Genomic DNA, 25,835 nt, shown 5'->3' on the forward strand with positions numbered 1-25,835 from the left:
TTATTCGGCTACGGCCGGTTGGACGGACGCGCCCCGATTGGCACGCTCGATGTCGTGAAGAAGGCCGCCCTTGCGGGTGTAGACGGCCCAAGTGATGACGAGGCAGCTGACGTAGAATATCAAGAACCCCCAGAGCGCGGCGCTCGGTCCGCCCGTCAAGGCGATCGAACTGCCGTAGCTCTTCGGGATGAAGAAGGCGCCGAAGGCTGCGATCGCTGACGTAAAGCCGGTGATGGCGGCGGACTCCTTCTCCGCCTGCCGACGGCGCGTCTCTGCATCTGCCGTGGGCATTAAGCGGCTCATCTCCTTGGCCATGATCACCGGGATCATCTGGAAGGTGGAGGCATTGCCGACACCGGTGGCGAAGAACAGCAGTAGGAACGCGGCGAAGAAGCCAAGGAATGCACCAGGTTGATCCTTTATGCCGATGAACCACAAAACCCCTGCTGCACCCGCGATCATTAGGACGAAGACCCAGAAGGTGACGCGCGCGCCGCCATATTTGTCCGCCAGCCACCCGGTGCCCGAGCGCGACAGGGCGCCGACAAGCGGGCCGAGAAAGGCGAACTGAAGTGCGTTGACGTCTGGGAACAACATTTTCGTGAGCAGCGGGAATCCGGCCGAATAGCCAATGAAAGACCCAAAAGTTCCAGTGTAGAGCCAGCACATGATCCAATTGTGCCGGCGCTGGAAGATCACAGCCTGCTCAGTGAAAGATGCCTTGGCCGAAGCGATGTCGTTCATGCCGAACCAGGCCGCAAAAGCCGAGATCGCAATAAACGGCACGAATACGAAGCCGGCATTCTGCAACCATAAGGGCGCCTCGCCCGTCGGTCCCTTGACCATGGCCGGATCGCCACCGAACCAGCCGAATATCCCGGCGGTGATTGCGAGCGGCACCACGAACTGGACGACGCTGACGCCGAGATTGCCAAGGCCAGCGTTAAGCGCAAGCGCATTGCCCTTTTCCGCCTTCGGGAAGAAGAAGGAGATGTTGGCCATGGAAGAGGCAAAGTTGCCGCCGCCTAGGCCACAGAGCAACGCGAGCAAGAGCAGCACTACATACGGCGTGTCTGGATTCTGCACGGCATAGCCGATCCCAACCGCCGGGATGAGGAGGGACCAGGTCGTCAGGGTCGTCCAGAGCCTGCCGCCAAAGATCGGCACCATGAAGGAATAGAAGATGCGCAGCGTCGCGCCCGAGATTCCGGGCAGAGCCGCAAGCCAGAAGAGCTGGTCCGTGGTGAAGGTGAAGCCCACGAGCGGCAGCTTGGCGACGACGACCGACCATACCTGCCAGATGGCAAAAGAAAGGAGAAGCGCCGGGATCGAAAGCCACAGGTTGCGCCGTGCGATGCGGTGGCCGCTTTCACCCCAGAATACCTTGTCCTCCGGTCGCCAGTCCGTCAGAGCACCGCCCGATCGGGGTCCTGTCGCCGGCTTTGGCATGCCCTGCATTTCGGGGAAAGGCGGGAGCTTGGCGAGGGCTTCGCCAGCGACCCCGCGTTCCATCTGGCGGATGGCGACGTGCATCCACAGCAGCGCACCTGAGACCAGGACAAAGAGCGCCATGAAGCAGCTCGTCCAGAGGCCAGTCAGGTCAAGCAGCAAACCGAACAGGATCGGCAGCAGGAAGCCGCCGAGGCCGCCGATCATGCCGACGAGGCCGCCGACCGAACCGACATGGTCGGGATAGTAGACCGGGATGTGCTTGTAGACGGCGGCCTTGCCGAGGGCCATGAAGAAGCCGAGCACGAATATCGTGATGACGAAGCCGACGAGGCTCATCTCCAGGTGGAAGGAGGTCGCGCCCTTGAGGCCGTGGACCACGTAGTCGGTCGGCGGATAGGACAGGATGAAGGTCGCCACGACCGAAACCAGGAACGTCCAGTAGAGCACGCGGCGCGCGCCAAAGCTGTCGGACAGGTGTCCGCCATAGGCCCGAAAAAGGCTTGCCGGCACCGAGAAGAAGGCTGCGATCATGCCGGCCGTCTTGATATCGAGGCCGTAGACATTGATGAGATATTGCGGCAGCCAGAGCGCAAGCGCGACGAAGGCGCCAAAGACAAAGAAATAATAGAGCGCGAAGCGCCAGATCTGCACATTCTTCAGGGGCTCGAGCTCGAGCCACGCACTTTTCGGCTTGATGCCGGATCGCCGCCGCTCGACGATAATGGGGTCGTCCTGCGTCGTAAGCCAGAAGATGACGGCCATGACGACCAGGGCTGCTGCCCAGACTTGCGCCACGGTTTGCCATCCGAAGGCGACGAGCACGAAGGGAGCGAGGAATTTGGTGACCGCGGCGCCGACATTGCCGGCACCAAAGATGCCAAGCGCTGTCCCTTGCCTCTCCGGCGGGAACCAGCGCGACACATAGGCAACACCAACTGCAAAGGAACCGCCGGCGATGCCGACGCCGAGGGCAGCCACCAGCATTTGTGGATAAGTGTGGGCATAAGACAGCAGAAAGGTCGCGACGGCGGCGGCGAGCATATTCGCCGTGAAGACGATCCGGCCGCCATAGCGGTCGGTCCAGATGCCAAGCGCGACTCTGAGCAGAGACCCCGTCAGGATCGGCGTGCCGACGAGCAGGCCGAACTGGGTCTCGCTGAGGCCGAGGTCCTGGCGCATGCGAATGCCGATAATGGAGAAGATTGTCCAGACGGCGAAGCAGACCGTGAACGCTGCCGTGCTCGCACCCAGGATTTGACTGGACTTCGGATACACAGTCGTTTGCATCGTCGACGGCCCCTTTGACAGTTGGTCCATAGGAGCGGAATCGTGTCCGCCCGAAGCCAAAATGGCCAAGCTAGCGCCCTGCGACATTGATCTAGGTCAAAGACTGCTGTGACTTCTGTCACGAATGATGCGGCAGTGATTGGGAAAGCCTCGATCGAGGAGACAATCTGTTGCATGGAATGACGGATAAGGAAGTGGAACCGGAGGCGTTGCCGCTGTTTCGAGCGCTATCCTCATCCAAGCGAACCGAGCTGCTGCGAAATGCTATGGTCCACGGTGTGGCCTCCGGCACCGTCTTGTTCGAGCAAGGTGACGTGCCGAACTTCCAACTCATCGTGCTATCGGGATCAGCCCAATTATTTGGACGATCCACCGAGGGCCGTGAAGTGTTGATCGAGGCCGTTCGGGCCCCTGACCTCATCATTCCTGCCGCTGTAGTGACGGGTGCACCCTACCTCATGCAGGCACGCGTACCTGAGCCTTCGAGCTTTCTGTTGATTCATGCGGCAGCGTTTCGCGCAGCGGTCGAGGCAGACCCTTCATTGGCGCATGCGGTAATCGGAAGCCTCGCACAACAGTTCCGACGTATGGTTCGGCAGATCAAGAATCTCAAGTTGAGAACCGCGACACAGCGTGTCGGATGTTACCTCTTGGCCCTCTCACAGAGACAGCACACTCCAGACAAAGCAGTCCTGCCGTTTGAGAAGATGCTGATTGCCTCCGAACTTGGTATAACTCGAGAATCCTTTTCGCGTGCATTGTCCAGCCTGAGCAAATCAGGCATTCAAGTCCATGGCCAAATTGTCGTGATTCATGACGCTCCTCGGTTAGCCGCCGAATGCGGGTACGACCCCGTTACCGACGGGCCAGATACCGATGACTTCGTAGTCTGATTGACCGAAGTCGCGGCAATCACTGCTTTTGGTTGATCCAAGTCAACGCCTGTCCGTCACTCTTGCCGTCACCTCAACCAGTTGAGGAAGGAGAACAGGTGTGCCAACGGACAGCTCGACGATCACCATCCTAGTGTTGGATGTCTTCGCCTTCCTCGCTGTGCTGGCGTACGCCTCTTTCGAATCGCGTCATAAGTCACGCAAACAGCGCCATGCGCCGATCAAAACGGATTTGGACGAGAAACCTCGCCAGAATTCAATCAAGCCGAAAGCCTGAAGCGCCAAATATGAGATGGCGACCTGTTATCAGTGGAATTTTGAGCACAGGCCCTTGCTCATCCCGATCCTGAATCGGCGGTCCTGCGACGTATGAATGCCTCTTCAATCGTCTGACAGATGGTTGCAGTAGGACACCATCGAGTTGCGGATGAATGCGCGGCCACTTCCGTGATCGGCGCGATCGGCAGTCAGGGGCTCGGCCAGCGCTTCGGCAGAGAAGCTTTCAGCTGTTTCCTTGGGATATGGTTCATCTGCCCGGCAACAGCGCATGTTCCCGCACGGACGAAAATCCGCCCGAAGAGGCTACTGGAACGTGACCCGATCACACGCTTGATACCGCCGTCGGAGCCTGCAACGGCGGCCTTCTTGCGGTTGAGCGCGATCGGCGGCGAGCAGCTGCAGAGCATTACGAGGGCGCCCGACGGAGATGAGTCGACAACTGATACCGCCTAGCGCTCCATCAAACCACGCCGGAGGCTGTCGCGGAGCAACGCCGGGTTCAGCCTGCGTAGGCTAGCCAGGAAAGGATCCGCATCGCGCGAGCACTCGTCTGCGTGATAGCCGATCAGCGCATTCATGCCGGGATAAGTGGCGCGGCAACGTCGTCGCCTCCCGTTCGCGGATGATCTGCATCAACGGAGCGAACGGCGCGACTGGTCAATGCGATCTCGGCCAAGCAGGCCGTATCTCAAAGGGTATCTAAAGATTTAGCCTGCATTCCATGAAGAACCCGGCGTTCGGGCAGAATTCGGCCAGGCCGGCAAAATCGCTGCCACACTCCAGCCACTCGCGGCATTGGCGGTGGAAAGAGCAGCCCAGGCACGTGTTTCGCGCATCCGCCATCGCCGTTCCGCCGCATTTGCGGGTCGCCACGAGCGGATCGACGCGCATCCGCTCCATGACGAGATCCATGAGCGTGAATTGCCTCCAGACCCTCTCGGACTGCAACCACTGTCGTTGACCAGACCGCATGATGATCTCCGTCTGCCGGAGCGACCGTTTATCCCTCGCATTCTATCCGCGAACTTCCTGCGGTTCGATGTGTCGCGTCGCCGCGCCCGCGAAAGGCGTGGCCGCTGCCTGGCAATATCGCGGCGTCCTCGCATCCATTCGACAGCAGCTTCGCAATGCTGCTCTTGATCAAGATAGTTCTTGCGATCAATATGCTGGCACTCTTCATCACTGCCGATACACTCGGCCCTCAGATTATCCACGTGAGCATTTTTGCCGTGAGGCACTTATTGCCTTGTGTCAAAGGCAATGTGCCACATCACTTGGCAAAGCACCGCCTGATGCACCATCAAAAGGCTTGCCGGTTCTGCGGCGTCGCCCCACGCCAAGCTCGGCGAATTGGAACTACGATATTTGCACGGGCAGCATCGAAAACCCGCTCGCCGGATAGCTCGCGATTACGGGCTGCCGACCGGGCACCAGCGCGATTTGCTGGGTCGCTCTCAGCAATTCCTCCATGACGACGCGTAGTTCCAGTCGGGCCAGAAGCGCTCCCGGACAGACATGGATGCCGCCGCCGTAGAGCAGGTTTTGCGTGGCATCGCGATCGACGCGGAATTCATCGGAGTTGGCAAAGACCGCTTCGTCGCGGTCGGCCGACGCCCACATGAGAGTAATCCACTCGCCGGCTGCAATCCTGCGTCCGCCGATTTCCACGGGCATGGTCGTCACCCTCCGGTTGGAAATGAGCGGTGCATGTATCCGTAGTATCTCGTCAATGGCGGAGGGCAGCAGCTGCAAATCCACTCGAAGCTGCTGCTGCACCAGCAGGTTCTCCGCAACATAGTGGCCCAGAATCCCCACGCAGGCGGTTATGGTGCCCAGTTCGCCGACGGTCCAATTACGCAAGATGCTTACGATCTCCTCGTGGCACAGAGGCCTACCCCCGATCTCTTGCCGGAGCAGATTCGTCGTGATGTCATCTGGCGCGGCCGCACCGGACTCACGCCGCGCTTCCAGTAATTCGCTGATATAGCCGTCAAACTCGAGCGCGATGGCAGACATTGCATTCGTGTCTCTGACCAAGGTGGCCTCATGGTTCTTGCGCACCCAAAGGAGCAGCGGCTCATGCAGGCTTGCAGGCCAGCCGAGAAAGGCGCACTGGACATGCACTGCGAATAGCTGGGCAAGCTGCGTCACTAGATCGATTTCCACGCCCCTTTGCAGACCTGAGACGAGTTTGGCTGAAATCGTCCGGCAAAGCGGTTCGAAACCCTTCACGCGCCCGGGTTCGAAATGGCGATCGATCAACCGCCGGTATGCAGTATGCTGAGGCGGGTCCATGCCGCTTGGCACCGACAGATGGCTGGAAACGACGCTGCTGAACGTGTGGTGATCGTCAAGGACCATCACCACGTCCTCATGCCGGAACAGCGACCAGCCGAGATAGTCGCTATACGCCACCGGGCAGCGGCGGCGCATAGCGTCATAGGCTTTGATCTGGTTGGAAAGGACCTGATCGGACCGGGGATCCCAATCCGGTTTCGGCTTGTCTGGCGTCGAACTCATAGCAATTCCCTGAAAACTTTCCCGGCACCGCAGTTGCGGCCACAGGGCACACAAATGCTAACCCGGAGCGAGCAGGAGGCCCTTGATGGGGATCAAGCCCATCGCGCCAAATGGCAGCACTGATCAACGCTCTGAGCCTTCAGAGTTCGCTCTGGTGAGCATTCGACGGAAAGCCATGAGAAACAGGCCGAAGCCGGCAACCCACAACGTGCCTGCAATGCTCGTTAAAGCGACGCGGTAGACGGGCAGAAATTCGACCAGGAGGCGCGACAGGCAGCAAATTGTCATCGCTACGAACGCACCTGTCGCCGGAACCGAGGTCTCGAAGGCGCGGCGGCTGTGCTTGCGGATCATGCTCGCCATGATGGCGAGGGCCATCGTGCCGATGGCGCCGATCGTCCAGGCATGAACGGCAGCCGCCTGCCCCAGTCTTGCAGGTACGAAAATGTGGATCGCCAGAAGCCCGAAACCGACGGTGATCCAGCCGTACCCGATATGAAGAGCGAGAACTGACGACGACCCCACCATTCGCCATCCCATCCACTGGGCGGTTCGCATCACCTGACAGCAGGCGGCAAGGGCGCAGGCAAGGCCGGTGAATTGTGCCTGCGGCGCAACAACCCACGAGCCAAGGGCGCATGCTGCCACGACCGCTGCCGCGTACTCCAAAACAGCGGAGCGATCGATGAAGATCCGGCCGCCGGCGCTTTCGACGTAAGCCATGGTCAAAGCCGGCACGACCCGTCCTCCGATGATCATGAGGAGGCCGATGATCGCAGCCAGGGCTAGTCGCAGTGCAAATTCTACCTGGCAGGATGCCGCCGTGAGCACGTTGCTGCCACAGAAGATAAGCAGCAGAAATACTATCTTCAGGTTGCGGCGATCCCGGCTGGCGATCACATGTCCCGCTGCGATCAGGAGGAGTGTCAGGACCAGCAGAGCCGAGAGGGCAAGTCCGGCCGAATGCGACAGGAATAGGAAAGTCCCCCGGCTGGACAGCCACAGAGCGACCAGCAAACGCGTGGTGAGCGGCGACATTGCACGACGTCCTGTCCATCGGGGCAGCGCCGTCAACAGAAAACCAGTCAGGATGGCTGGGACCATCCCAAACAGAAGCACGTCACGATGCCAATCGCCGGGAGAAATCCCGGTCGGACCGATGGCCTGTATTCCAAACGCTGCGGGCAGCCAGACCGCCGCGCCTATGATCGCGTCCAACCCGGCGATAAGAAAAAATGGCCGAAACGGCGCCGGCATCCGCTTCGCATCGAAAGCGAGCGCACTCCCGTCAGTCGCCATTCAACAATTCCTCCGCGGGGATGGCTGACACGAGATCCTCGTTCTGCTTCGCCGTTCGCAAGAGCGGCAATCGAAAAAAAGCTGATCCGAAGGCAATAGCGTGGGTGATCGATCTCCGTATTTGCTCAAACGCAAACAGGCTTCAAAACGGGTGACTATAATCCAGACCAGTTTTCGAGACCGGATCGGTGGATAAGACGGCGCCGCTCTATCCGTTGTGCAATCGGCCGCGAAGCGTTTCCCCCACGCCGCGCCAACAACTCGATCGGACGCCAGCAGGATTGTGATTGGCCTTGGCATAGGAGCGAACAAGATATGAAGCAGAACGTTCCATCGAGTAGCATTGACGACGGCGTCCGGCGCTTTGCCGACATGGCCTTTTTCGGCCGGCTGGCAATCTTGATCAACGACGCCCAGCTGGATTGTGAGTGCCGTTCCAGGCTCGACGAGACGTTGGCGCGATTTACGGCTCTGGAGATCCGACGGATCGCCCGCGAACATCTCGCCAATGCCCGCGGCCAACGCGAACGCATCAAAGCCATTCTCTTCTTTCTGCAGGACCTTGACGAAATGGGGGCTACCGAACGAGATCGTAGCCTCTACCTGGATATCTCGCTCCTGTTCGACGACATCGCGAACACTGCAAAGGAAGGTATAGCGCGACGATCTGGATGAGACGTGAGCGGCGATCTGGATGAGATTCTCAGGTCGCGGTCACGTGCAAATTATCATGCTGATTGTCGCTGGCAAGGCCTTCATCTATTTCTGATTGCCGCTCCGCGACAAGTTCGTGTTTGTTCTTGATTGTCGCGTAAGAGGCTGGCCTGCCGCGCTGGCGTTTGGCTTCCATGGCGGATCTGCGCCGGTAGCTTTCGACGTTCATCTCGAAGATCGTTGCGTGGTGAACAAGTCGGTCCACTGCGGCGAGGGTCATGGCGGGGTCCGGAAAGATTCTGTTCCATTCTCCGAAGGGCTGATTGGCGGTGATCATGATGGAACGCCGCTCATATCTTGCGCAGATGAGTTCGAAGAGCACGCTCGTTTCGGCCTGGTCCTTGGTGACGTAGGCCAGATCGTCGAGGATGAGCAGATCGAACTTGTCGAGCTTGGCGATGGCGGCTTCGAGCTGCAGCTCTCGCCGCGCGATCTGGAGCTTCTGCACGAGATCGGTGGTTCGGGCGAACTGCACGCGCCAGCCGTTCTCAATGAGGGCGAGTCCGATCGCTGCCGCAAGATGCGACTTTCCGCCACCGGGTGGGCCGAACAACAGGATATTGGCGCCCTTGGCGAGCCAGCTGTCACCGGCGGTCATGGCCATGACCTGGGCCTTGGAGACCATGGGTACGGCGTCGAAGGCGAAGCTGTCGAGCGTCTTTCCGGGCGGCAGATGCGCTGTGGACTTGCCCCGAAAAAGTGGAGAGTTTCCTTCTGATGAAAGGCGACCTCGATGACGAAACAGAGACAGTTTACGGATGCGTTCAAGGCGGAGGCGGTTGGCCTTGTGCGAACGAGCGGTCGGACGAAGCGGCAGATCGCGGAGGATCTTGGTGTTGGTTTCTCGACGCTGACGCGATGGATGGGTCGGCAGCTGGATCGTGAGATGGGCGATCCTGGGCGTCCGCCTGATGCTGATGTCGCCGCTGAATTGAAACGGCTGCGGCGGGAGAATGAAATCCTTCGGCAGGAGCGGGATATCTTGAAACGGGCGACGGCTTTTTTCGTCAAGGAGGGAAGTCGGTGAGGTTCGCGCTCATCGACCAGGCGAAGAAGGATTTCCCTGTGGACCGTTTGTGCGCGACGCTGGGTGTCAGCCCGAGCGGCTACTTTGCCTGGGGGCGCCGGGCCGGCGTGCCGCCGGCAGCGCGACGACATGATAATGCTGGCGCATGTGCGATCGTCGTTCGCGCTGTCGAACGGAACCTATGGTAGCCCGCGCATGACGCGGGAACTGCAAGACAATGGCTTTGCCATTGGCCGGCGACGAACGGCGCGTCTGATGCGGGAGAATGGCCTCCAGGCAAGACAGAAGCGGCGGTTCAAGCGCACGACGGACAGCGAACACGCCTTTCCGGTTGCCCCCAATGTCATCGACCAGGATTTTGCCGCCACTGGTCCCAACCAGAAATGGGGTGCCGACATCTCCTACATCTGGACGCGGGAGGGCTGGTTGTACCTTGCTGTCGTCATCGATCTGTTTGCCCGCAAGGTCGTTGGCTGGGCTGCTGGCAACCGGCTACACCGCAGCCTGGCTCTGGCAGCGCTCAACAAGGCGTTCGTCATGCGGCAGCCGGAACCCGGCCTCATTCACCACTCCGACCGCGGCAGCCAATATTGTTCTATCGACTACCAAGCCGAATTGCGTGCCGCCGGCGTCATCATCTCAATGTCAGGCAAGGGCAATTGCTTTGATAACGCCATGGTCGAAACATTCTTCAAGACGCTGAAAACTGAACTGATCTGGCGCACCTCTTTCCTTACCCGCGCCGATGCCCAAGCCGCCATTGCCCGATATATCGACGGCTTCTACAATCCCATCCGGCGGCATTCCGCGCTCGACTACATCAGCCCGATGCAGTTCGAGCGAAACGCCGCCGAATGAGCAACCCGCTCTCCACTTTACCGAAGCAAGTCCACTTCGGCCAGATGCCGTTCGATCCTGCGATGTGCCCGTTCGGCCAGCTCATGCTCGGCGATGGCCGAGAGGAACCGGGCGGCGGGCCACCCCTCTCTATCGGCCTGCTCGGCAAATTGCGCCCAGAGCGTCTTGATCGTCGGTAGCCGGAGTTCGTTGAGCATGATGCCGAGGCGGGCTTCGTCGATGGTGTGGGCGTTGCTCATGCGACGTCTCCCACATGGGTTGCCCCGATCAGGGCTTCATAGCCGTTAAGGGAAGCGAGTTGCACCAAGACGGTCGGCAGCCGTGCGGGGTCCGGGCCGAGGAGGGTTCGCAAGACGGCAATATCGGGCAGGTCGCCGGCGTCGAGGGTCTCGGTGAGTTGCTCGGCAAGCTCACGCTCGCAGCCTCGATCGTGGGCCAGCGCCAGCAGATCGACCATGATCTTGCACGCCTGCCTGTCCGGCAGCCGCTCAATGAGCTCGTCGAAGGCCCTGCGGTATTCCTGCCGCGGGAAGAGCTTGTCACGATAGACGAGATTAAGAAGCGCCATCGGCTTTTTGCGCAGGGAATGGATGACGTGCCGATAGTTGACGACCTGATCGTGCCTCCCGTCGGCATGGCCTCGGCCCCTGGGCAGCGTCATCAGCTTTGTTCCTCCCATAAAGACCTCGAGGCGATCATCGAACAGGCGGATGCGAAGCCGATGTCCGATCAGGCGGGAGGGAACGGTGTAGAAGACCTTGCGCAAGGTGAAGCCGCCGGTCCGCGACACGGTGACGACCACCTCCTCGAAGTCGCTGGTCCGCTGGTCTGGAAGTTCCTGCAGTTGAGGGCGTTCGGCATCGATGCGCTTGCCATGATTGGCGTTGTGCCGGCTGACGATCTCGTCGATGAAGGCTCGATACGCGCCGAGATCGTCGAAATTTCTGCTGCCGCGCATCAGAAGGGCGTCACGGATGGCATCCTTGAGATGGCCATGGCTGCTTTCGATCGAACCGTTCTCGTGCGCGATGCCCTTGTTGTTGCGGGTCGGCGTCATGCGGTAGTGCGCGCAAAGCTCTTCGTAGCGATGCGTGAGATCCTCCTTCGCATCGGCGCTGAGGTTGCGGAAAGCCGCCGACAGGCTGTCGCTGCGATGATAGAGCGGCGCTCCCCCAAGCGACCACAGCGCGTTCTGCAGTCCTTCGGCCAGGGCCACGAAGCTCTCGCCGCCGAGAATGACATGGGTGTGTTCAAAGCCGGACCAGGCGAGCCGGAAGTGGTAGAGTAGATGATCAAGAGACTGGCCGGCGATCGACACGTCAAGGCTGCCCATGTCGGTAAAATCCGATAGCCCGAGTCGGCCGGGTTCGTGAAGCTGGCGGAAGATAACCTCCTGCTCTTCGCCGTGGATGGCACGCCATGACCGGATGCGCCGCTCCAGCGTTCGGCGAATGCCCGCGCTCAGTTCCGGGTGCCGCCGCAGCATCTCCTCATAGATGGCGACAACACGGATGCCTGGCGCCGCCTTCAAAAGGGGAACGACCTCGGCATCGAAGATATGCTCGAGAGGGTCAGGCCTCCGCCGGCCACGAGCCTTTTGCTTTTGCGATGGCAGGTGCGCGTCCGTCTTGATGCGATAGGCCGTCGCCCTGCTGATCGACGCCTTGGCGGCGGCGACCTCGATAGAATTGTTTTGTCGGTACTTCATAAAAAGCCTCGTCTGATGATCGGTTACATGGCGACCCGGCACAAAGATGGTTCTCCATTCCAGAAAACCACCAAGCTACCGGGCCGACCGCGATCATAAGACGCTGAAAAATTGCGCGGCGGCGGGGGTGTAACTCCGGTCGGGCTACGCCCTCCCTTCGTCACACCCCCGCCGCCGAGTCTCATCCTGATTGACGCTGAGTCTCACCTTGTTTGTCGCCGCGCAGAAGGCGCATTTTCGATGCGGCAACTCAGTTTATCCCCGGTGCAGACCGGGCCATAGGTGCTCGGCCGCAACTGTCGGCGAGGACTACAGGTGTCCCGAGGACCGCTTCAGCGTTCGTCGATCGAGCATGGTGAGACTCAAACACATTCGCAAAGGAGAGATCGCGTGAAGAAATGCATGATGCCAACAGTCGCCATAGTCCTCTTCGCCGCCCCGGCGCTTGCCACAGGAATGCATTCCGGCACTGAGGATGGCCATGAAATGATGACTATCGGTCAGCCGGGCATGGCTGCCAAAGCAGCCCGTACCATCAGGATAAGCATGATCGAGAACGAAGATGGATCGATGGCGTTCGATCCGGTTTCAGTCACCATAAAAGGAGGCGAGACAGTGCGTCTCGCCTTCACCAATGAAGGCGAATACGACCACGAATTTGTCATGGACACGCATGAGCAGGTGATGGAGCATAAGGCCGGGATGGAGAGGCTTCCCGACATGGAACACGCCGACCTCAATGCGATTCGCATTGGTCCCCAAGGAAAAGGCGAGATCGTCTGGGCCTTCACCAGCGTCGGCAAGTTCGAGTTCGCCTGCCTGATACCGGGTCATTTTGAGCTTGGAATGAAGGGGGCCCTCACGGTCACTGCCAACTGAGTCTTGAGGTGACCAGATCGGTCGATCGGCGTGTGCGACCTCTTTTCGTAGAGCTCGACATCACTGCGCAGGTTGAGGTCTTCCTATCTCGATCAGCCATTCTGGTGGCCCCGGTCTAAGGCAAACCCAGATGTGTTCGCCAGCAAAGAACGCTTCGAACTGACGCCTGAGTTTATCAGGATCAAAATCGAGAACGACCACGAATGTCTGACCGGGTTTGAGTCCGTCGAACATTGACAATACAGCGGACTGCTTCCTTTCAGGTGGAAGCTTCCGTACGTCATATGTCGCGCCTTTCGACGTCTGCAAATTCATTGCTATCCTTGCACGTTGAGCCAATCCATCAGGATGATCACGCGGCGGCGACTTTCTTTTCGCCCCAACGCGTGAGCTTGTCGCCCGGGTCAACGCCTGCCCAGCCAATCAGTCGGGCAGCCATCTCGACCACCATTTCCTCAATCGAGGCCAGCTTGACATAGAACGGCGGTACTGGCGGTGCGATGACTGCGCCCATCCGTGCTAATCTCAGCATCGCGTCGAGGTGCCCTTCATGGAGCGGCGCCTCGCGTGGAACGATGACCAGCCGGCGCTTTTCCTTCAGGACGACATCGGCGGCCCTGGTGAGAAGATTGTCGCCTAAACCGTGTGCCATAGCCGCCAAGGTCCGCATCGAACAGGGAACGACGATCATGCCATCCGTTCTGAAAGAGCCGCTGGCGATTGGTGCGGCCAGGTCCTGATAGGAATACGCGTGGTTGGCGAGGGAGGTCAGTTGGGCAAGGCCGTCGGTGCCGAGCTCATGAGGGATGGCCAATCGCGCGCCCTTGGAGACGACGAGATGCGTCTCCACCCCGGCCCTGACCAACTGACGTATGGTCTCCAGCGCGAGCACGGAGCCGGATGCACCTGTGACACCGATTATCAGCCGTTTGGTCATTGTTGCCCCTGAGCGGTCGTCTGCGAAAAAAACTCGTTCCATCGTTGGGATACCTGCTCCTCGATATCGGCTGACATCGTCAGCTCCCTTCCCCATTCGCGAGAGGTCTCCGATCCAATCTTGCGCGTCGCATCGAGCCCGATCTTTCCCCCAAGCCCTTCGAGCGGCGACGCGAAATCGAGCTGGTCGATAGGGGTCCGATCCACCTGCATCAGATCGCGCGAGGGATCCATGCGGGTGGCGACCGCCCACATCACGTCCGGCCATGATCGAATGTCGATGTCGTCGTCCACCACGACGATCATCTTGGTCATCGAGAACTGCGGCAGCAGGGACCAGAACCCCATCATCACGCGCCTGGCCTGTCCGGCGTACTTCTTGGCGATTGAGATAACGGCAATCCTGTAGGAACAGGCTTCGGGTGGAAGCCACACGTCGACGATTTCCGGTATTTGTTGGCGCAGGAGCGGCTTGTACACGTCGAGCAGCGCCTCGCCGAGCACGGAGGGCTCGTCCGGCGCGCGCCCGGTGAACGTGGTCAGGTAATTTGCCCCGTCGCGAACGCGAACACGCTTGAGCTTGAACACAGGATATCGTTCCGGCGCGTTGTAGTATCCGGTGTGGTCGCCGAAAGGGCCCTCCAGCGCATCTTCTGTTGAAGAGACGGCACCTTCAAGCACGATTTCCGCACTGGTTGGCACGTGAAGCATGATGCTCTTGCAGGTCGCCAATCCGACTCGGCGGTTGTTGATCATCCCGGACAGTGCCAGCTCCGACACGCCTTCAGGCGCCGGCATCACCGAGGCGATCAACGTCGCCGGATCTGCCCCGATGACGACCGCCACCGGCATCTCGAGACCCCTCGCCTGCCACATGCGATGGTGGGCTGCTCCGCCTCGCATGGGCAGCCATCTTATGATCGCACGATCACGGGCTAGCACCTGCATCCGGTATATGCCCAGATTGTATGTGCTCGGGTCGTCCTCGCCAGGCGGGCGAGTAATGACCACTGGCCATGTTATGAGGGGGCCGGCGTCTCCCGGCCAACAAGTCTGGACGGGAAGAAGCGAAAAATCCGGATCGGCGTCTCGCCACTCTCTAGGCGGGGAGACGATCTTCGGCCGCGCCACGAGTGCACCGCGCGCAGCAGGCAACATCTGTCGGGCCTGACGAAGGTTCTGTGGGGCCTGAGGCGATCTCATCCACGCAAGGAGCGCGCCGAGGGTTTCTAGACCGTGAAGGTCAGTGCCAAGGCCCCAGGCTACACGTTCCCGGGTGCCGAAAAGATTTGCGACGACGGGAAAGGCTGACCTGACGCCGCGATCGACAGGCGCCGTAAGGCGGAGCGCCGGGCCTTTCGAGGCAATCACCCGCTTGTGTATCTCGGTCAGTTCGAGCCGTGTCGAAACAGGCACACCAACCTCACGAAGCTGCCCGTTCCGATCAAGGAACGAAAGGAATGAGCCGAGATCTGAAAACAGGGGAAGGCAACGGTGATGCATGGCGAAATCCGGCTCGACCGGATCGTCGGGCGAACAATTTTGCCATCAGGGCTGACGAAGAACTTTGCGCTAGCGCAAAGAGCAAACGATCCGTCCCCGCTATTTTCCCTTCTCACATCATTTCCGAGGAAGGCGATCGAGGCAAAAGGATTTCACATGGCAGGCAATCTCATCAGCGAAACTGTCGAGGCTTGGCGGTTCGTAATTTCCCTTCTCGCGGATCGCCGGCGGAGCAGGGCAGCGACAAGAGAATTTTGGGCAATGGGTTTGGATGAGTGCACAGGCATCTTGAATGACATCGGTCTATCGCGAAGCGAATTCGACGAAGCCATGCGGCTACCTTACGCTTCGCAAGACCTGCTTTCTTCCGCGATGCGTTCGATTGACATCGATCCTGACAGCTTTCAATCGCTGGAAGCCGCGCACCGTTTCATGTCACGCATCTGCATCACCTGCCAGCATCGCCGCCAGTGTCATGGCCACCTGGCCGCATTCGATTTCGAAAGTCACTATCAGGATTTCTGTCCCAACAATGTGAATTTCACGGACTTGCTGGCAGACGGACGCAGCCAGTCGATGGCCGGAAAGACCTGCTGAACGATCTCATGTGGATAGGATGTACCGAATGGTGACGATTAGCACGGAACCGACATTGCCGGCGGTCATTCGTCATCTTTTCCCACCTTTTGCCGGACTTCCCCTCGGGCCGTTGCTGACGCTATCATTGCGCTCGATGGCTAGGCGACAGCCCCGATTGTTCGACCGCCTGGGCGAACATCGAACAGCTTGCTATTTCATCGACCCGGTCGACCTCGCCTTCGCATTTACCGTCGTACCGGACGCAAAGCGTTCGATCGTTCGTGTCGTCAGGAAAAGTGAGGCTGCGACATCAAGCGTCCAGATCAGGGGGCCTATTCTGACACTATTGAGCCTGCTCGACGGCACGCTGGATGGCGATGCGCTCTTCTTCAGCCGGATCATCTCGATCAGCGGCCGCACGGAGGCGGTGCTCGCGTTGAGGAACACGATCGAGGATGCCGAGCTTAGCCCCGCGGACTTACTCGGCCTGCGTGGCTTCCTGGCTCGTCTGGCCGATACGGGCATTCTCGGCGCATTGAGCGTCGCACGCCAAATGGCCAATCGAAATTCCAGACGCGAGGCGCCAGAGGCATGACAAGCGGACGCATGGAACTTGTCTGCCCGGCCGGAACGCCCGCTACATTGAGGGCAGCCGTCCAGGCTGGCGCGGACGCAGTCTATTGCGGATTTCGCGACGAAACGAATGCCCGGAATTTCCCGGGACTCAACTTCTCCGGCGAAGAACTGGCCGAGGGCGTCCGCTTCGCGCATGACCACGGCAGCAAGGTTCTCGTCGCCATCAACACATTCGCGCGCGTCAACGATGTCGGCCTGTGGAAAAAGGCAGCGGATACCGCGGCCGAATGCGGCGCAAATGCCATCATCGCGGCGGACATAGCCGTCCTTGATCACGTCGCCAAGAACCATAAACAAATTCGTCTTCATCTGTCGGTACAGGCTGCGGCAGCAACGCCGGAAGCAATCGGATTCTACGCGAAAAGTTTCGGGGTTCGTCGCGTCGTGCTGCCGCGGGTCCTTTCGGTTCAGGAGATCGCGGCGCTCAACCGCGCGATCGACGTGGAGACGGAAGCATTCGTGTTCGGCGGCCTTTGCGTGATGATCGAAGGCCGATGCTATCTCTCTTCATACGCGACGGGAAAATCGCCAAATCTGAATGGCGTCTGTTCGCCACCCGAAATGGTGAGTTACGACGACGAGCCCAACGGCACGGCGGCACGGCTTGCAGGGTTCACGATCGACCGCTACGAGTCCGGCGAGCCAGTGGGCTACCCCACTTTGTGCAAGGGCAAATTCAAGGCCGGCGGCAAGACCTCCCATTTGTTCGAGGATCCCGTCAGCCTGAACGCCGGCGGGATGATTGCCGGGTTGAAAGCCGCCGGCGTAACCGCCTTGAAGATCGAAGGACGCCAGCGTGGCAAAGGTTACGTCACGGAAGTAGTCCGTGCCTTCCGGAAGGCCGTTGACGCCGTCGAGCAAGGCGGCGACGCGATCGAGATCGATCGGATTCTTGCTGGCCAGTCGGAAGGTTCCCGGCAGACGGCAGGAGCATACAGCAAGAAGTGGAGATAGGACCTTGTCCGGAATTGCGTTGACGCTTGGGCCGGTCTTCTTCCACTGGCCGCCCGACCGCCTCTCGGACTTCTATCGCAGGATAGCAGACGAGGCTCCGATCGACCGGGTCCATGTCGGCGAAGTCGTCTGCGGCAAGCGGATGCCGTTTTCCGACCCCGTATGGCCTGAGATCATAGAACGCCTCGAGCGTGCAGGAAAGGAAGTGGTGCTGTCCACGCTGGCGGCGCCGGCAACCGTTCGAGAACGCAGAAGCATAGCGGACCTCTGCATCGACGAGCGGCTGGTCGAGATCAACGACGTCACCGCCCTGCCGTCACGCTCCGGCAAGCCCTTCGTGACCGGTCCGTTCCTGAACGTCTATAATGAGGCTTCCGCGCGGTTCCTGATCCAGCGCGGTGCCAAAACGATATGCCCGCCCGTGGAATTGTCGCTCGCCGCTGTCGGCGCCATGGCCGGCGCATGTCCCGAGGCGGAATTCGAGATTTTCGTCTTCGGTCGGCTGCCGCTGGCAGTTTCCGGCCGATGCTATCACGCACGCATCCACGGCCTTCACAAGGATTCCTGCCAGTTTACCTGCGAAAGAGACCCGGATGGTCTTGCCATAGACACGCTCGACGACCAGCAATTCCTCGCGATCAATGGCGTGCAGACGCTCTCCAACCAGGTGCAGGCCTTCTGCCCCGCACCCGCGGATCTCACCTCCAAAGGTGTCCGGCGTATCCGTCTGTCTCCGCACACGTGCGACATGATCGAGGTGGCGAGGACCTATAGAGCGCTTGTCGACGGGGCGGAGGATCCCAAGGCTGCTCGCTTCATCCTCTCGTGCCTCGATCTGCCCGGCACGCTCGTCGATGGATACGCCCATGCCAAGCCCGGATGGCAAGCGACCGCTTCGATCTGAAGATGGATCTCGAACGGAAAAATGACCCAGATTGCGATCGTCACGGTATCGGATCGTGCAAGCCGAGGCGAGTATGAGGACCTCGGCGGGCCCGCCATCGAAAGTTGGCTTCGCAAGGTCGTGACATCGCCGTGCAACTTCATCCGTCGCATCGTCCCCGACGGACTGGAGAGCGTCCGCGACGTGCTTATCGAACTATGCGACAAGCGCGGTGTTGATCTGATCCTGACAACCGGAGGGACCGGTCCCTCCCCCAGGGATCTCACTCCCGAGGCCATGCAGCAGGTCATCACCAAGGAGCTTCCCGGTTTTGGCGAACTCATGCGGCAGGCCAGCTTGCGGCAGGTCCGCACCGCAATCCTTTCACGTCAGACCGCTGGAGTACGCGGCCGTTCGCTGATCATAAACCTGCCCGGTAAACCGGCTTCGATCGACGTGTGCCTGAACGCCGTCTTTCCTGCCGTGCCTTACTGTCTCGAACTGATCGGCGCCGGTTCGATTATCGCGGACCCGGCGATGCTAGAATGACCGCGCGGAAATGATCGCGCGGATATCGACGCACTGTCGTCCTTCCCCTCGACCAGCCCAATTCAAATGATCACACGTGTGCATTTGCGCTGCCGAGCTGACGTGTATATCGACTATCAAAAAATCAACTGCGGCGATCGCGGCAATAGCGACGAGCTCGCAACAGTACTTCCTCAGCGGTGACCGCATCGACAAATTCCACGCAGGCGACACGCCCCTCAGTCTTCTGATGGCATATGCGCTCGAGCAAGCCGACGCAGCTCGATCTATTTCCGATGATAATCCATTTCTTCTTGGCTTCGAGAAAACCAAGAACGTCTCCGAAGAAATCATCATCTCGACGTTGGCCGTTCTGGCCATCATGTGTGAGCCGCTTGTCACGAATTAATTCAGGTTCTCCAGTGACTGACAGCATTGCAGTATCTTCAAAAAGGAACACCTTTGCGGTTCGGAATTCCAGCCACACAACAGCGTGATCGGTTGACATGCCCTGCCCCAGCTATCCCGCGAGATACTCGGTGGTATTGGCGCTTGCTGCCGGCATTTGATGTCGGCCGGCGTTGATGTGAGTGGCCGAGGCGACCCCCGTCCCTCGCCGCCACCGCGCAGTGTGCGCCCGCTGGCGTGCCTGCCAGCCGAGTGCATCGGCCCCACGTATCAGACATTCTCTCCCGCGCGCATTGCCGACGTCCAACCCCTGCCAGGATTCAATCGCGTTAGGCCCGACGAGATTCCTCAGCCGCATCGCCACCTGCAAAGTGCTGCGGGACGTTGGGCTGATCATCAGCTGCCGCAGGAACAATCGCAGCCAGACGATTGCAGTCTGCTGATTTCGACGCGCCATATCTGGCCTCGCTCCAGGTACTCCCAGGAAAACAGGCCGGGATATCTGGCCTCGATCTGGTAGTGCAGGGGTCGAGGGTCGTGGTCATTGACTGTTCCCCGTCAGCACCTGTGTCCCAGATTTGAGGTTGTGAATTAAGGAGGGTTTTGATCTCGTCGTCACGACGAAGGAACCAAGATGAGCCCTAAATCCTCAAGTGCCAAGAAGCCTGCCGAGCAGGTGGTAAAGGACATTCGCCGGGCGACCCGGCGGCATTTTTCAGCGGAAGACAAGATCCGGATCGTGCTGGACGGGCTGCGCGGCGAAGACAGCATCGCCGAGCTGTGCCGCAAGGAAGGGATCGCGCAGAGCCTGTATTACACCTGGTCCAAGGAGTTCATGGAGGCCGGCAAGCGCCGATTGGCGGGTGATACCGCTCGTGCTGCCACCAGCGACGAGGTCAAGGATTTGCGCCGGGAGGCCGGCGCGCTGAAGGAATGCGTCGCTGATCTGACACTGGAAAACCGTCTGCTCAAAAAAAGCATGATCGCGGATGGGGACGAGCAAGAATGAGATATCCCGCATCCGAAAAGCTCGAGATCATCAGGATCGTCGAGCAGTCACACCTGCCAACCCGCAAAACGCTGGACCGACTGGGCATCCCGCGCCGGACCTTCTATCGCTGGTATGACCGTTATGTCGAGGGCGGGCCTGAGGCGCTGCAGGATCGGCCCTCGGCGCCGAGCCGGGTGTGGAACCGCATCCCGCCTGCCATCCATGACCAGATCATCGAACTGGCGCTGGAGCAGTCCGAGCTCTCCCCGCGCGAACTGGCAGTACGGTTCACCGACGAGACGCGCTACTTCGTGTCAGAAGCCAGCGTTTACCGGCTCCTCAAGGCCTACGATCTGATCACCAGCCCGGCCTATGTGGTGATCAAGGCGGCGAACGAGTTCCACACCAAGACGACGCGACCCAACGAGATGTGGCAGACGGACTTCACCTACTTCAAGATCATCGGCTGGGGCTGGATGTACCTGTCGACCGTGCTCGACGATTACTCCCGCTACATCATCGCCTGGAAACTGTGCAGCACCATGCGGGCCGAGGACGTCACCGACACGCTGGACATGGCACTTACTGCCTCAGGGTGCGACCAGGCCCATGTGCACCACAAGCCTCGGCTGCTCAGCGATAATGGCCCCAGCTACATCGCCGGCGAACTGGCGGACTATATCCAGGACCAACGCATGAGCCATGTCCGGGGCGCTCCAATGCATCCCCAGACCCAAGGCAAGATCGAGCGCTGGCACCAGACCCTCAAAAACCGAATCCTCTTGGAGAACTACTTTCTGCCCGGCGACCTTGAGGCCCAGATCGCAGCCTTCGTCGAACATTACAACCATCGACGCTACCACGAGAGCCTGGCCAACGTAACGCCAGCCGACGCCTACTTCGGCAGGGCCGCAGCCATTATCAAACAGCGAGAAAGGATCAAACGCCAAACCATCCAACATCGGCGCTTGCAGCACCGCAAGATCGCCGCTTAACATCAACCCCAAGATGAGGCCGACACTCCGCTAATCTGCGATCCAATCTGAGCCAAATGATCTGACGACGGACAGTCATTGACGATGATGAAGGAAGATCCCTCGGCCAGCGCGGCCGCCGCGCCGAAGATTTGCGGGTGGCGATCTACCGGAGGAATAGCCCGCACGTCGATCGAGAGCACCGTTGCGAGTTCTGTATCTGCCATGTCGATTGAGTTCCCGGCCGCTGAAAGATCGGAGCCTGGAGACGGCGGCTATCGTCGATCCCGGCGCGAAAATCTAGCCCGTGGTCAGCCAGCCTATTTGTCGAATCGCAAACAATTCCAAGAATCCTGAAGGCACAGGATAAGCGCCGTTCGTTGGCATTTCGCAAAGAACCGCGCGGACGAACGACTAGCTTAGAGGGCACCCACTCTGAGTAGGAAAGTTCCGTTGCAACCATCCGTTCTGAGAAAATATGGAGATGCCCGTCTCCCCCGCTATACCAGCTACCCGACGGCTCCGCGTTTCTCGCCCGCAGTGGGTCCTGGCACCTATGCGGACTGGCTGGCGAATCTTCCTCCAGGTGATCCAGTATCGCTTTATCTCCACATCCCCTTCTGCCGATCGATGTGCTGGTATTGTGGTTGCCACACCACGATCACCAAAAAGGACCAGCCTGTTCTCGATTATCTCGCTGTCTTGCGGGAGGAGATTCACCTGGTAGCGGATCATGTTTCCGGACGTCTTAGTATCGGTGAGGTGCATTTTGGAGGTGGCACGCCTACGATCCTGGAGCCGGCAGAGTTCGTGGCGCTCATGGATCTCCTGCGCCACCGGTTTGAATTCACCGAGGCTGCTGCGATCGCTATCGAGATCGATCCGCGCACTCTGACGTCCGATATGGCTCAAACTCTTGGGCAGGCGGGTGTAGGGCGCGCAAGCCTTGGTGTGCAAAGCTTCGACCCCTTGGTGCAGAAGGCGGTCAATCGTATCCAAAGTGAAGAGGTGACAGCTGAAGCGATGCATCATCTCCGCAGAAATGGCGTAGAGCGCATCAATTTTGACCTCATCTACGGTCTCCCCCACCAGACGGTGCGTTCATGCGTCGACACAGCGATCGCGGCAACGGCCATGCGACCGGACCGGTTCGCTGTTTTCGGCTACGCTCATGTTCCCTCGTTCAAAATGCACCAGCGTATGATCGACGAGACGGTTCTGCCGGACAGCATGGCCCGTAATGACCAAGCACATGCGATCGCCGATGTGCTCAAGGCCGCCGGCTATCGGCAAATCGGCCTTGATCACTTCGCTTTGCCGGCCGACGATCTCGTGCGGGCGCAGGAAGCCGGAACACTCCGGCGGAATTTTCAGGGTTATACGACTGATACTTGCCAAACGTTGATCGGTCTCGGCGCCTCGGCCATCGGCAGAACCGACAATGGCTACGTTCAGAACGAGGTTGCGCTCGGTCTCTACGCGCGGCACGTCGCTTGCGGTCGGCTGGCAACCTCGAAGGGTTATCGGCTCACCGCTGAAGACCGGGTGCGTGGCGCTATCATCGAGCGGCTGATGTGCGATTTCGAAGTCGATGTTCTGGAAATCTGCTCTCAATTCGCCTTCGATTCAGCTCGAATACTCGACACCGGTGGGCGCCTTCAGGCGCTGGCAAAGGACGGCGTGCTGGAGATGACGGAGGGCTTCATCCGGGTGCGCAGCGAGCATTCGTTTCTCATCCGTGCCGCTGCTTCTGCTTTCGACGCTTATCTGGAACAATCGCCGAGGATTCATGGCAGGGCCGCCTGAAACGCCATCGCTGTCCGTTTCCGTAGTCCCCGCTAGGGTTAATGTGCCACATGCGGGCGTCTGATGGCTTCGACGTCATCGAATCATTGAATCGCACCAACAATGTTGTCCCAACCCATCAAATCGAAGGCGGTCGACGGCGCATCAATCGTCGCAGCCTCCCGCGCGACGACGCTCAAACTCGCACAGCCGACCACGGCTGAGGTCCTTTGCCAATCAGCGAATTGAGCGCCGCGAGGACCTTCGCCTGCGGCTTGCGTACAAAGACAATCGGGTTTCTTGTGCTCGACAAACTTGATCCCGCGGACAATGCCCACAGGGATTCCGATCGGTTTGCCCGAATAGCCAACAGCGCTCGAGAATCGGAGTCGAGTTAGGCATATCCAATCGTTCGGGGTGCCGCGGAGATGGCGCTAGCGGCGGACGCCTTCGAATTCCGTATCGATCAGTACCCTACGGAGGCTTCCCGCGACATAGGTAGGCGCGGACCAGACAGCGAGGAATGCCAGGATCGAATGGAGATGCCCTCCGGCATCGACTTGCTTCTTCAGTTTCTCAGCATTTCCAAGGCTTCAAGTCCGCCAGCGGCCTTTGGCGCACATGTCGGGGGTTGTTGGACGAGAGTTCTTTGACGCAGCGCAAACAACTTCGAGGCAGTTGGCCTACTGTCAAAAAAATGGCATCGGAGGAGAGTCATGTCCCGTTTGAAGGCAGAGCCAGCGGCGGCTGTCAGGTCGATGGCCGAACTTATGGCGATCGCATTCGCTATGGAGACAGAATCTGCGGAAAAGTACGCAGAACTGGCGAAGCGAATGCGCGATAACGGTCAGGCGAGACTGGCGGAGGTTTTCGAGCGCTTAGTCAGGGAGGAAACAGGCCATATCGAAAACGTCGTTCGCTGGTCCCGAAAATCCGGCGGCAACGATCCGGATCTGAGGCAGCTCCGATGGACGCCAAAAGATGTCTTCGACGACGAGGATGCGGCCGTGATCTCGCCGGAACTTGTGGATGCTTACCATTCGTTCGCGATGGCAGTGAGAAATGAAGAGCGCGCTTTTGCCTTTTGGTCCTACGTCGCTGCGAATGCGACTTCAATGGAGGTCCGGTCCGCTTCCGAGGAGATGGCTAGCGAGGAACTGGAACATGCTCGTGTTCTGCGAATTGAACGCCGGCGCGCATTCTCTTCCCGTCGTGACGCCGAAGCGACATTTGTCACCTCTGGCGACCTAGCAAACATGGAAGAACAGATCGCGATCCGGCTGAACGCGTTTGCGGCTTTCAGAGGGAAACATGACAAGGCCGTGCTTAGCCGTCTGGCGACGGAGGCAGAAGACCTTGCAAAACAACTCACTGGCAGTCCGCTTGGACCGAGCAATTCAATTAGCAACCAATCGCCGGAATCCTTGGATGCACTCTGCGAACTCCTGGCTGAATCTTACCTCAATGCGGGGGAAAGCCTTCCATTTCAGGCCGACCGCGACCGAGCTCAAATCCTTGCAGCGACGGCCATCAAACGCTTGGCCACTTTGAGATATCTTGAGGAACGGCCGATAGAATCGCCGCACGATTAGTATCCAATTCCGACCTTCGTCATCGCGCTGTTCCAAGATCACAGGACTTTCGGATTCGCAGCCCTAGAGCACATCCAGCGATGAATCGATTGTGATGTGACACAGGCTTGCTCGGCTGATTCAACGTCCACTTTAATGAGGTGGATGATGGCAAGGGCACTCAGCGAGGACCTCCGGTCCCGGGTTTTGAAGGCATCCGACGATGGCATGTCTGCGCGACAGGCCGCGGCGCGGTTCGGCGTGGGGATATCGAGTGCGATCCGTTGGATCGCGCGCGCCAGGATCGGCGAGCGAACGCCTCGGCCACAGGGTTGGCGGCGCGGCTCCAGTCTGGATGCCCATGAAGCCTTCATTGTCGGGTTGATCGAGGCGCGCAAGGACATCACACTGGACGAGATGGTTGAACTGCTGGCCGTCGAGCGGTCAGCACGCATCGGTCGCAGTGCCTTGAGCGCCTGGCTTGGCAGGCGTGGCTGGACGTTCAAAAAAAGTCCGCACATGCACTGGAGCAGACCCGACCAGACGTCCTGAAGCGCCGCCGCGCCTGGTTCGACGGCCAGCTCGATCTCGATCCAGCCCGGCTCGTCTTCATTGATGAGACCGGACTGTCGACCAAGATAGCGCGGCTGCGGGGGCGCGCGCCACGCGGCGAGCGTTGCCGGGCTGGCGTGCCTCATGGCCACTGGAAGACCACCACTTTCACCGGCGCGCTGCGGCTGACCGGCATGACCGCGCCGTTCGTCTATGATGGCGCCATGAACGGCACCGTCTTCCGAGCTTATGTAGAGCAGGTCCTCGTCCCGACCCTGAAGCCGGGCGACATCGTCATCATGGACAACTTGCCGGCGCATAAGGCGGCAGGGGTGCGCGACGCGATCGAGCAGGCCGGCGCGACATTCAGCTTGTTGCCACCATACAGCCCCGACTTTAACCCGTGTATGGATGGCTCCTGCGGGTCAAGGGTATCGGATCGGGTTTGGTGAACAGGTCGGTTGCGGCCATGTATACGGCGTCTGAATGTGCAACGGGATCGCTGCGCGCCCTGATGAATATCCGCTTGGAGAACAGGTCCCACTCAATCGAGCGCGCTCGAGGCGCTTCGGATTAATCGGGGTGTCCTGATTCTTCGTCTCCGTTTGTTCGCCATCAC

The 25,835-nt window shown here is 59.6% G+C and carries 24 protein-coding genes and 4 pseudogenes; 15 read left to right on the forward strand and 13 right to left on the reverse strand.

The genetic code is table 11. The features are described 5' to 3' along the window. Positions 1-2,739: a nitrate/nitrite transporter gene (locus LGH82_RS05510; protein WP_227347607.1), complete on the reverse strand. Its 2,739-nt coding sequence runs from the start codon at positions 2,737-2,739 to the stop codon at positions 1-3. A 179-nt stretch (positions 2,740-2,918) separates the two neighbouring features. Between LGH82_RS05510 and LGH82_RS05515 the strand changes: the two genes are divergently transcribed. Both LGH82_RS05515 and LGH82_RS05520 read left to right on the forward strand, forming a co-directional pair. Beyond that, positions 2,919-3,632, forward strand: coding sequence for a helix-turn-helix domain-containing protein (locus LGH82_RS05515; RefSeq protein ID WP_227349493.1), 714 nt, complete (start codon positions 2,919-2,921; stop codon positions 3,630-3,632). Positions 3,633-3,732: 100 nt separating this feature from the next. Further along, positions 3,733-3,909, forward strand: coding sequence for a hypothetical protein (locus LGH82_RS05520; protein ID WP_227347608.1), 177 nt, complete (start codon positions 3,733-3,735; stop codon positions 3,907-3,909). A 701-nt stretch (positions 3,910-4,610) separates the two neighbouring features. Here the strand turns inward: LGH82_RS05520 and LGH82_RS05525 are convergent. The 3 genes from LGH82_RS05525 to LGH82_RS05535 all read right to left on the reverse strand — a co-directional run bounded on the left by LGH82_RS05525 (position 4,611) and on the right by LGH82_RS05535 (position 7,730). Then, positions 4,611-4,883 (reverse strand): DUF6455 family protein, encoded by a 273-nt coding sequence (locus LGH82_RS05525; protein ID WP_227347609.1) that lies wholly within the window; start codon positions 4,881-4,883, stop codon positions 4,611-4,613. Between the two features lie 384 nt (positions 4,884-5,267). Beyond that, positions 5,268-6,431 (reverse strand): cytochrome P450, encoded by a 1,164-nt coding sequence (locus LGH82_RS05530; RefSeq protein ID WP_227347610.1) that lies wholly within the window; start codon positions 6,429-6,431, stop codon positions 5,268-5,270. Positions 6,432-6,554: 123 nt separating this feature from the next. Further along, the gene (locus LGH82_RS05535; RefSeq protein WP_227347611.1) at positions 6,555-7,730 is read right to left on the reverse strand and encodes an NnrS family protein; all 1,176 of its coding nucleotides are present in this window, start codon (positions 7,728-7,730) and stop codon (positions 6,555-6,557) included. A gap of 315 nt (positions 7,731-8,045) precedes the next feature. On the opposite strand from LGH82_RS05535, the gene LGH82_RS05540 reads away from it, so the two are divergent. Continuing rightward, positions 8,046-8,405 carry a hypothetical protein gene (locus LGH82_RS05540; protein ID WP_227347612.1) on the forward strand — a complete coding sequence of 120 codons (360 nt, stop codon included), beginning with the start codon at positions 8,046-8,048 and terminating at the stop codon, positions 8,403-8,405. Positions 8,406-8,433: 28 nt separating this feature from the next. Here the strand turns inward: LGH82_RS05540 and istB are convergent. Further along, a pseudogene (istB, locus tag LGH82_RS05545) lies at positions 8,434-9,129 on the reverse strand (IS21-like element helper ATPase IstB); the annotation flags it as partial. 48 nt (positions 9,130-9,177) lie between these two features. Between istB and LGH82_RS05550 the strand changes: the two are divergent. Further along, positions 9,178-10,329, forward strand: a pseudogene (locus tag LGH82_RS05550) (IS3 family transposase). A 26-nt stretch (positions 10,330-10,355) separates the two neighbouring features. On the opposite strand, the pseudogene LGH82_RS05555 reads toward LGH82_RS05550, so the two are convergent. Together LGH82_RS05555 and istA are read right to left on the reverse strand one after the other, a co-directional pair. Beyond that, a pseudogene (locus LGH82_RS05555) lies at positions 10,356-10,568 on the reverse strand (ATP-binding protein); the annotation flags it as partial. Next, entirely contained in the window at positions 10,565-12,037 is a 1,473-nt protein-coding gene (istA, locus tag LGH82_RS05560) for an IS21 family transposase (protein ID WP_227344002.1), read from the reverse strand. The pseudogene LGH82_RS05555 and the gene istA, both read right to left, overlap by 4 nt. A gap of 402 nt (positions 12,038-12,439) precedes the next feature. Between istA and LGH82_RS05565 the strand changes: the two genes are divergently transcribed. Continuing rightward, positions 12,440-12,916: a plastocyanin/azurin family copper-binding protein gene (locus LGH82_RS05565; protein WP_227349495.1), complete on the forward strand. Its 477-nt coding sequence runs from the start codon at positions 12,440-12,442 to the stop codon at positions 12,914-12,916. Between the two features lie 60 nt (positions 12,917-12,976). Here LGH82_RS05565 and LGH82_RS05570 read toward each other — a convergent pair whose 3' ends face one another. The 3 genes from LGH82_RS05570 to LGH82_RS05580 are packed head-to-tail and all read right to left on the reverse strand — an operon-like array spanning position 12,977 to position 15,355. Then, a complete protein-coding gene (locus LGH82_RS05570; RefSeq protein WP_227347613.1) occupies positions 12,977-13,231 on the reverse strand; it encodes a DUF2249 domain-containing protein in 255 nt (84 codons plus the stop codon). Positions 13,232-13,268: 37 nt separating this feature from the next. Beyond that, positions 13,269-13,853 carry a UbiX family flavin prenyltransferase gene (locus LGH82_RS05575; protein WP_227347614.1) on the reverse strand — a complete coding sequence of 195 codons (585 nt, stop codon included), beginning with the start codon at positions 13,851-13,853 and terminating at the stop codon, positions 13,269-13,271. Then, positions 13,850-15,355 carry a UbiD family decarboxylase gene (locus LGH82_RS05580; RefSeq protein WP_227347615.1) on the reverse strand — a complete coding sequence of 502 codons (1,506 nt, stop codon included), beginning with the start codon at positions 15,353-15,355 and terminating at the stop codon, positions 13,850-13,852. The genes LGH82_RS05575 and LGH82_RS05580 overlap by 4 nt, the downstream gene beginning before the upstream one ends. On the opposite strand from LGH82_RS05580, the gene LGH82_RS05585 reads away from it, so the two are divergent. The 5 genes from LGH82_RS05585 to mog all read left to right on the forward strand — a co-directional run bounded on the left by LGH82_RS05585 (position 15,350) and on the right by mog (position 18,956). After that, positions 15,350-15,952 (forward strand): hypothetical protein, encoded by a 603-nt coding sequence (locus LGH82_RS05585; protein WP_227347616.1) that lies wholly within the window; start codon positions 15,350-15,352, stop codon positions 15,950-15,952. The genes LGH82_RS05580 and LGH82_RS05585 overlap by 6 nt on opposite strands. A gap of 136 nt (positions 15,953-16,088) precedes the next feature. Continuing rightward, positions 16,089-16,529 (forward strand): ubiquinone anaerobic biosynthesis accessory factor UbiT, encoded by a 441-nt coding sequence (ubiT, locus tag LGH82_RS05590; protein WP_413771462.1) that lies wholly within the window; start codon positions 16,089-16,091, stop codon positions 16,527-16,529. After that, complete coding sequence (ubiU, locus tag LGH82_RS05595; protein ID WP_227347618.1) at positions 16,526-17,524, forward strand: ubiquinone anaerobic biosynthesis protein UbiU; 999 nt, start codon at positions 16,526-16,528, stop codon at positions 17,522-17,524. Before ubiT ends, ubiU begins: the two co-directional genes overlap by 4 nt. A 4-nt stretch (positions 17,525-17,528) precedes the next feature. Next, positions 17,529-18,428 carry a ubiquinone anaerobic biosynthesis protein UbiV gene (gene ubiV / locus LGH82_RS05600; protein ID WP_227347619.1) on the forward strand — a complete coding sequence of 300 codons (900 nt, stop codon included), beginning with the start codon at positions 17,529-17,531 and terminating at the stop codon, positions 18,426-18,428. A gap of 21 nt (positions 18,429-18,449) precedes the next feature. Continuing rightward, positions 18,450-18,956 carry a molybdopterin adenylyltransferase gene (gene mog / locus LGH82_RS05605; protein ID WP_227347620.1) on the forward strand — a complete coding sequence of 169 codons (507 nt, stop codon included), beginning with the start codon at positions 18,450-18,452 and terminating at the stop codon, positions 18,954-18,956. Between the two features lie 124 nt (positions 18,957-19,080). Here the strand turns inward: mog and LGH82_RS05610 are convergent, their stop codons facing one another. Then, entirely contained in the window at positions 19,081-19,443 is a 363-nt protein-coding gene (locus LGH82_RS05610; RefSeq protein ID WP_227347621.1) for a hypothetical protein, read from the reverse strand. 296 nt (positions 19,444-19,739) lie between these two features. After that, positions 19,740-19,889: pseudogene (locus LGH82_RS05615) on the reverse strand (DUF2249 domain-containing protein); the annotation flags it as partial. Between the two features lie 88 nt (positions 19,890-19,977). Between LGH82_RS05615 and LGH82_RS05620 the strand changes: the two are divergent. After that, positions 19,978-21,329, forward strand: a protein-coding gene (locus LGH82_RS05620; protein WP_227344189.1) for an IS3 family transposase whose coding sequence is annotated in 2 segments (ribosomal slippage) — positions 19,978-20,314 and positions 20,314-21,329 — 1,353 coding nt in all. Because the reading frame shifts where the segments join, the coding sequence is not laid out codon by codon here. A 2-nt stretch (positions 21,330-21,331) separates the two neighbouring features. Here the strand turns inward: LGH82_RS05620 and LGH82_RS05625 are convergent. Continuing rightward, a complete protein-coding gene (locus LGH82_RS05625) occupies positions 21,332-21,535 on the reverse strand; it encodes a DUF2249 domain-containing protein (RefSeq protein ID WP_227347622.1) in 204 nt (67 codons plus the stop codon). 226 nt (positions 21,536-21,761) lie between these two features. On the opposite strand from LGH82_RS05625, the gene hemN reads away from it, so the two are divergent. From hemN to LGH82_RS05645, 4 genes are all read left to right on the forward strand, one after another. Further along, complete coding sequence (gene hemN, locus LGH82_RS05630) at positions 21,762-23,114, forward strand: oxygen-independent coproporphyrinogen III oxidase (RefSeq protein ID WP_227347623.1); 1,353 nt, start codon at positions 21,762-21,764, stop codon at positions 23,112-23,114. 695 nt (positions 23,115-23,809) lie between these two features. After that, positions 23,810-24,685 carry a ferritin-like domain-containing protein gene (locus LGH82_RS05635; RefSeq protein WP_227347624.1) on the forward strand — a complete coding sequence of 292 codons (876 nt, stop codon included), beginning with the start codon at positions 23,810-23,812 and terminating at the stop codon, positions 24,683-24,685. A gap of 207 nt (positions 24,686-24,892) precedes the next feature. Then, complete coding sequence (locus LGH82_RS05640) at positions 24,893-25,216, forward strand: transposase (RefSeq protein WP_264484364.1); 324 nt, start codon at positions 24,893-24,895, stop codon at positions 25,214-25,216. After that, positions 25,159-25,668 (forward strand): IS630 family transposase, encoded by a 510-nt coding sequence (locus LGH82_RS05645; protein ID WP_264484394.1) that lies wholly within the window; start codon positions 25,159-25,161, stop codon positions 25,666-25,668. The genes LGH82_RS05640 and LGH82_RS05645 overlap by 58 nt, the downstream gene beginning before the upstream one ends. Positions 25,669-25,835: the final 167 nt, after the last annotated feature.

The sequence above is a fragment of the Mesorhizobium sp. PAMC28654 genome (assembly GCF_020616515.1).
In the GTDB taxonomy this organism is placed as follows: Bacteria; Pseudomonadota; Alphaproteobacteria; order Rhizobiales; family Rhizobiaceae; genus Mesorhizobium.

Excerpts from the sequence above, each read along its gene's own strand:
- ubiU (WP_227347618.1), top strand. The coding sequence starts at position 16,526 with ATGACAAGCGGACGCATGGAACTTGTCTGCCCGGCCGGAACGCCCGCT.
- LGH82_RS05510 (WP_227347607.1), bottom strand. The coding sequence starts at position 2,739 with ATGCAAACGACTGTGTATCCGAAGTCCAGTCAAATCCTGGGTGCGAGC.
- LGH82_RS05625 (WP_227347622.1), bottom strand. The coding sequence starts at position 21,535 with ATGGCAGATACAGAACTCGCAACGGTGCTCTCGATCGACGTGCGGGCT.
- LGH82_RS05535 (WP_227347611.1), bottom strand. The coding sequence starts at position 7,730 with ATGGCGACTGACGGGAGTGCGCTCGCTTTCGATGCGAAGCGGATGCCG.
- LGH82_RS05585 (WP_227347616.1), top strand. The coding sequence starts at position 15,350 with ATGCATGGCGAAATCCGGCTCGACCGGATCGTCGGGCGAACAATTTTG.
- LGH82_RS05515 (WP_227349493.1), top strand. The coding sequence starts at position 2,919 with ATGACGGATAAGGAAGTGGAACCGGAGGCGTTGCCGCTGTTTCGAGCG.
- istA (WP_227344002.1), bottom strand. The coding sequence starts at position 12,037 with ATGAAGTACCGACAAAACAATTCTATCGAGGTCGCCGCCGCCAAGGCG.
- ubiT (WP_413771462.1), top strand. The coding sequence starts at position 16,089 with ATGGCTAGGCGACAGCCCCGATTGTTCGACCGCCTGGGCGAACATCGA.
- LGH82_RS05570 (WP_227347613.1), bottom strand. The coding sequence starts at position 13,231 with ATGAATTTGCAGACGTCGAAAGGCGCGACATATGACGTACGGAAGCTT.
- LGH82_RS05530 (WP_227347610.1), bottom strand. The coding sequence starts at position 6,431 with ATGAGTTCGACGCCAGACAAGCCGAAACCGGATTGGGATCCCCGGTCC.
- LGH82_RS05575 (WP_227347614.1), bottom strand. The coding sequence starts at position 13,853 with ATGACCAAACGGCTGATAATCGGTGTCACAGGTGCATCCGGCTCCGTG.
- LGH82_RS05525 (WP_227347609.1), bottom strand. The coding sequence starts at position 4,883 with ATGCGGTCTGGTCAACGACAGTGGTTGCAGTCCGAGAGGGTCTGGAGG.
- LGH82_RS05565 (WP_227349495.1), top strand. The coding sequence starts at position 12,440 with ATGATGCCAACAGTCGCCATAGTCCTCTTCGCCGCCCCGGCGCTTGCC.
- LGH82_RS05635 (WP_227347624.1), top strand. The coding sequence starts at position 23,810 with ATGTCCCGTTTGAAGGCAGAGCCAGCGGCGGCTGTCAGGTCGATGGCC.
- LGH82_RS05580 (WP_227347615.1), bottom strand. The coding sequence starts at position 15,355 with ATGCATCACCGTTGCCTTCCCCTGTTTTCAGATCTCGGCTCATTCCTT.
- LGH82_RS05540 (WP_227347612.1), top strand. The coding sequence starts at position 8,046 with ATGAAGCAGAACGTTCCATCGAGTAGCATTGACGACGGCGTCCGGCGC.
- LGH82_RS05640 (WP_264484364.1), top strand. The coding sequence starts at position 24,893 with ATGTCTGCGCGACAGGCCGCGGCGCGGTTCGGCGTGGGGATATCGAGT.
- mog (WP_227347620.1), top strand. The coding sequence starts at position 18,450 with ATGACCCAGATTGCGATCGTCACGGTATCGGATCGTGCAAGCCGAGGC.
- LGH82_RS05610 (WP_227347621.1), bottom strand. The coding sequence starts at position 19,443 with ATGTCAACCGATCACGCTGTTGTGTGGCTGGAATTCCGAACCGCAAAG.